At 48.9% G+C, this 4,594-nt stretch carries 4 protein-coding genes; 1 reads left to right on the forward strand and 3 read right to left on the reverse strand.

Translation table 11 applies throughout. The annotated features are described in order from the left end of the window. Positions 1-247 precede the first annotated feature (247 nt). Positions 248-889, forward strand: coding sequence for a cytidylate kinase-like family protein (locus E0E20_RS13725; protein ID WP_130838727.1), 642 nt, complete (start codon positions 248-250; stop codon positions 887-889). 65 nt (positions 890-954) lie between these two features. Here the strand turns inward: E0E20_RS13725 and E0E20_RS13730 are convergent, their stop codons facing one another. The 3 genes from E0E20_RS13730 to E0E20_RS13740 form a co-directional block, all read right to left on the reverse strand. Further along, positions 955-2,097, reverse strand: a complete 1,143-nt coding sequence (locus E0E20_RS13730; protein WP_130838728.1) for a tyrosine-type recombinase/integrase — start codon at positions 2,095-2,097, stop codon at positions 955-957. Positions 2,098-2,288: 191 nt separating this feature from the next. Continuing rightward, a complete protein-coding gene (locus tag E0E20_RS13735) occupies positions 2,289-3,710 on the reverse strand; it encodes an AI-2E family transporter (protein ID WP_130838729.1) in 1,422 nt (473 codons plus the stop codon). A gap of 155 nt (positions 3,711-3,865) precedes the next feature. Then, complete coding sequence (locus tag E0E20_RS13740) at positions 3,866-4,258, reverse strand: hypothetical protein (protein ID WP_130838730.1); 393 nt, start codon at positions 4,256-4,258, stop codon at positions 3,866-3,868. Positions 4,259-4,594: the final 336 nt, after the last annotated feature.

Consider the following 4,594-nt stretch of genomic DNA (forward strand, 5'->3'; position numbering starts at 1 on the left):
AGTGAGAACAGCCATCGCGGAGAGCTTGGGAAATACAGTGAGGTATTTCGTGCATCCATAGCAGACGGAACAGCCAGAAAGACGGCGGCCATTCGCTGGCATCTCTGGGATATATAGTTTTCAATGGACAGGGTGCTTGATCTGACACTTACTGTCCTACAGTAACTTGACGCTATCAATTTTTTGCATAGCCTTATGCGCAATTCTGGTGTATTCTATACTCAAAGGTAGACAAAGGAGGAATTATATGAATACTATCATTACCATCGGCCGCCAGTTCGGCTCTGGCGGACATGAGATCGGAGAGAAGCTTGCGGAGTATTACGGTGTGAAATGCTATGACAAAGAACTTCTTTCCCGTGCGGCCAGCGAATCCGGCTTCTGCAAGGAAATGATACAGCAGCATGACGAGCGTCCCACCAACTCGTTCCTGTACAATCTTGTCATGGACACCTATTCCTTTGGCTACAATGCGTCATCCTTTGTCGATATGCCCATCAGTCAGAAAGTCTTTCTGGCGCAGTTCGAGACCATCAAACGCATCGCCGCAGAGGGCCCCTGCGTGATTGTCGGCCGTTGCGCCGACTATGCGCTGGCGGACAATCCGAATGCGCTCCATCTGTTTATCCACGCATCCGAGGACTTCAAGATCCGCTATATCATGAATCGCTTCGACGATATCACTACGGAGCAGAAAGCCCGCGAATTCATGAGCAAAAAGGATAAGCAGCGCCAGAGCTACTATAATTATTATTCCTCCAAAAAGTGGGGCCGGGCCGACAGCTATAATTTCACCATCAGCTCGTCAACATTCGGAATCGACGGTTCCACCAAGCTCATCACACAGCTCGTCGACGATTTTGAGGAAAAAAAGACGTCCAAAGGGTGAGCAAAGGATGATATGAGCCGAAACTTATAGCAAGCCTCCGAAGCTCTACGATCAAGGGTCCGAAGCTATGGCTCCTTATCAAACAGATTCATATGTCCCGCATCCGCTTTTCTCCGCAGCGATGTATCGACATAATGCCTGCTTGTAACCGCAATATCCGTATGCCCCAGAACATCCGCCACCAGACGGATGTCTCCGGTGTGTTCATAGAGCAGAGTTCCATAGGTTTTGCGCAATTTATGGGGGGACAGCGTTTTCTTCAGAGGAATCGCTTCCCGCCCATATTTTTTTAACATTGCCTGTATGCTTCGTACTGCCATCCGTTCCCGGCGTGTCGAAAGAAACAGCGCATCCTCATCCGGCTCTGCATAATTTGGCCGTTCCAGCTTCACATAGTCAAAGAGCGCCGCCGCCGTCTCGTCATTAAAGAAGACATTGTCCGGCTTTCCGCCTTTCCGTATCACAACAATTTCACGGCTTTCAAAATCAACATCCCGGAGATTCAGCCCGACCAGCTCCGATACACGAATCCCCGTATTGATAAGAAGCGTCAAAATGGCCGTATCCCGATACTGAGTGTGCTCTGAGCGGCTCCGTGCTTTCGGATTGGAAAGCTCTGTGTTACGAACCGTGTCAAGGAGTTTCCGCGTCTGTTCCAGATCGAGTCGGTCGATCATTTTATCTTTCTGCAGCCTGACCTTTTTCATTCCCTCCGCCGGATTGGAACGAATGTAGCAATGCGTATGCAGAAAGGTAAAAAAAGCACGCAGACTGGACTGTATTCTTGCTTTTCGCGTCGGCTTGGTTTCCCGTATCTCTATTTTATGATTTCTGTGAACCACCTCATAATGAGACTTCGCAATCATATATTCATCCATATCGTGGAAATCAAGCTGATCCATCACGCTCAGCGGAATTTCCGACGGCTTTTTTCCCTGCAGCATCGGATTGACCTCGCAGAGATAACGCAGAAAATCATATATGTCGTCCGCATACGCCAGCGTCGTGCTCAGACGTATGTTGCTGCGGATATTCTGAATATAGTCCACCGCATAATCCGGCATACTGTGATAATATTCCCTGAGCTTTTCCAGATATCCCTCAAGGACTGCGGAGCTGTACGAGGCATATTGTTTTCTGGATTTTTCCTTTTCCGGCTCCGATTTACGGGTCTTATCCGGAAGTTCTCGGTTTTCTGACGCTGTCATGATTTAATCCCTCATGATGAAGCTGAAGCCCAAATTGCTGTATTAAAAATCAGCGCATCAGCATGTTTTTATACTTCCACCTCAGATCGCATAGTGGCCGCACTATGTTTGCGCAAAACATGTATTTTACGCAATTACATAATAAACGCATACTGCTCTTCTGTCAACAGAAACAGTCGGGCGGGAATAAATCAGTCCGCGCCGGCATCCGAATCGGAGCCCTTAACGTCATTCCGAACAGCCGGCTCCGGCACAGAGGATTTTTTTGACCAGAACGCCAGCTTTTTCCACGGATTGGCAATTTTCTCGACCTTATAGCGCCGGTCGCTTTCATCAAGCATCGAATGAATTTCTCCGTACTCGATATATGCCGCTTCGATATAGCTGTGAGTGTCCGTTGGCATTCCTTTTCTGAGGAGACTTCGTTCCGTGAGCTTCACCGCCCAGTGATACGCCACCGCGAAGATCGGCACACCGATGATCCAGCCTGCAACGCCCCACAGCCCTCCGAACAGCAGGATCGAGAAAATGACCCAGAAGCTGGACAGCCCGGTGGAATCACCGAGAATCTTAGGCCCGAGTATATTCCCGTCAAACTGCTGGAGAATCAGAACAAAAATCAGGAAATACAGCGCCTGCAGCGGATTGATCATCACAATAATGGCAAGTCCGAAAATCGCGCCGATATAGGGGCCGAAAAAAGGAATCACATTGGTCACGCCCACAAAGACGCTGACAAGCATCGGATACGGCGTGCCGATGATTTCCGTGCCGATGTAGCACAGAATCCCGATGATGATGGAATCCAGAATCTTTCCGCTGATATAGCCGACAAAGGTGCGCTGAATATACCGAAATTCCCCGATGATGATATTCGCATGGTGATCGCGGAAAATGGCGTATGTCATTTTTTTGAACTGCCCGGCCATGGTTTCTTTTGAGTACAGCAGATAAACGGATACGATAATCCCGATGATCACATTAAAGAAACCCCGCACGAGCGACAGGACGCCCGAGGAAATCTTCACGACGATATTGGAGGTGTTGGGCAGGACCGTCTTTGTCAGAAAGCCGTTCAGCCACTCCGTCACATGATTGATGATATTGAGCAGCACGCCTTTCATCTCTTCCGTGATCTGCCATCCGTCCTCCTGCGCGCCGTCCCCCAAGAGACTGTTGACCGCGCGGTTGGCATTGTCAATGTAGACGGTGATATGATCGGCGATATCCTGTATGCTTCGAATCGTCTGCGGAACAATGAGGAGAATCAGCACGACAAAGATCATGATAAGTATCGACTCTGTAATAAAAACAGAAATTTTACGCATTCTCTTCCGGCTCTTCTGACCAAGAGGCACATTGTCCGCCACATGCTCCTTTCTCCGGTAATGCGGCTTCAGCCAGTGCTGCTCGATGCCGTTCAGCATGGGGGACATAATGAGAGAAATGATGATGCCGTAAAGAATAGGCGACATAATCTTCATGAACGAACGAAAGCCTCCGGCGATTGCCGACGCCCGGAAAAATATGCAGTAAAATACAAGCACCGCAGCCGCGGTGGCAAAAATGGTGATCGACCATGTGACCTGATTCTTATCGGGACGGATTTTCAAAGCGGCGCTCCTTGGCTCTCGGGTGACGGATAAGGTGAAATATCCGGAATGAAGATCATGAATGAAAAAATTACAGACGCATATGCCGGAGAAAACCGGAGCGCCTGTAATATTCTAACATATAAAATATGAAAAGTATTATGCGTTATTGCTGTCTATGGAAGCAGCTCCGCCGAATAATAGGGAACAATGACATGATCCCCCGGCCGCAGAACGTTCTCTTCGCCGCCCCTGCCCAGATGATTGATGAAGCAGACCTCCTCCGCATATTCCTCGCGGCTCCCGTAATGCTCCGGGCTGTAATAACGGTCCACAAGCTCCGTCATCCCCTCACCGTAGGCAACGGTGACGCTCGTATAATACTTCTGATCCGTCCGGCTTCTGTCCGACGCCTCTGCACGCGTCGCAAACAGCATGAACAAAACGCCCGCGAAAAGAACCGTCATGCCCGCAGTTACAAGCACCGTTCTGCGGCGGAGCTGACGCACCCGTCTGCATCTCTTTTCTTTCCTCTTCTCTTCTCTCTCCGCTCTCTCCCCGCGTGTCATGGCTGAACTCTCCCGGCAGATGTTTAAGATGCCAACCGTTCATTCGAGCGCACCGAACATCTGTTCTTCTGATGCTTCGATTATATCGAACGCACATTCGGGTGTCAATCGAAAAATCGAACATATTTTCGGAATGTATGTTTGTTTTATCTCCCTGATATGCTATAATTGGCACACGGACGAGCATCCGCCCCATTCCACGCTTCAGACCCGTCTTTCGGATTTAGCACTATAATAGTTTAGGACTTTATTCAGAGGCCATATCTCTCAAACCAGCGTAATTGCTGGCTTTTTTTATTTTGTGAAAGCTTGACAAAATCTTTTGTTTTCTCTTGT

The organism is Lachnoclostridium sp. Marseille-P6806 (genome assembly GCF_900625025.1).
Lineage (GTDB): Bacteria > Bacillota > Clostridia > Lachnospirales > Lachnospiraceae > CAG-791.

What these genes read in the sequence shown, in the direction of transcription:
- E0E20_RS13725 (WP_130838727.1), top strand. Translation starts at nt 248, where the DNA reads ATGAATACTATCATTACCATCGGCCGCCAGTTCGGCTCTGGCGGACAT.
- E0E20_RS13730 (WP_130838728.1), bottom strand. Translation starts at nt 2,097, where the DNA reads ATGACAGCGTCAGAAAACCGAGAACTTCCGGATAAGACCCGTAAATCG.
- E0E20_RS13740 (WP_130838730.1), bottom strand. Translation starts at nt 4,258, where the DNA reads ATGACACGCGGGGAGAGAGCGGAGAGAGAAGAGAAGAGGAAAGAAAAG.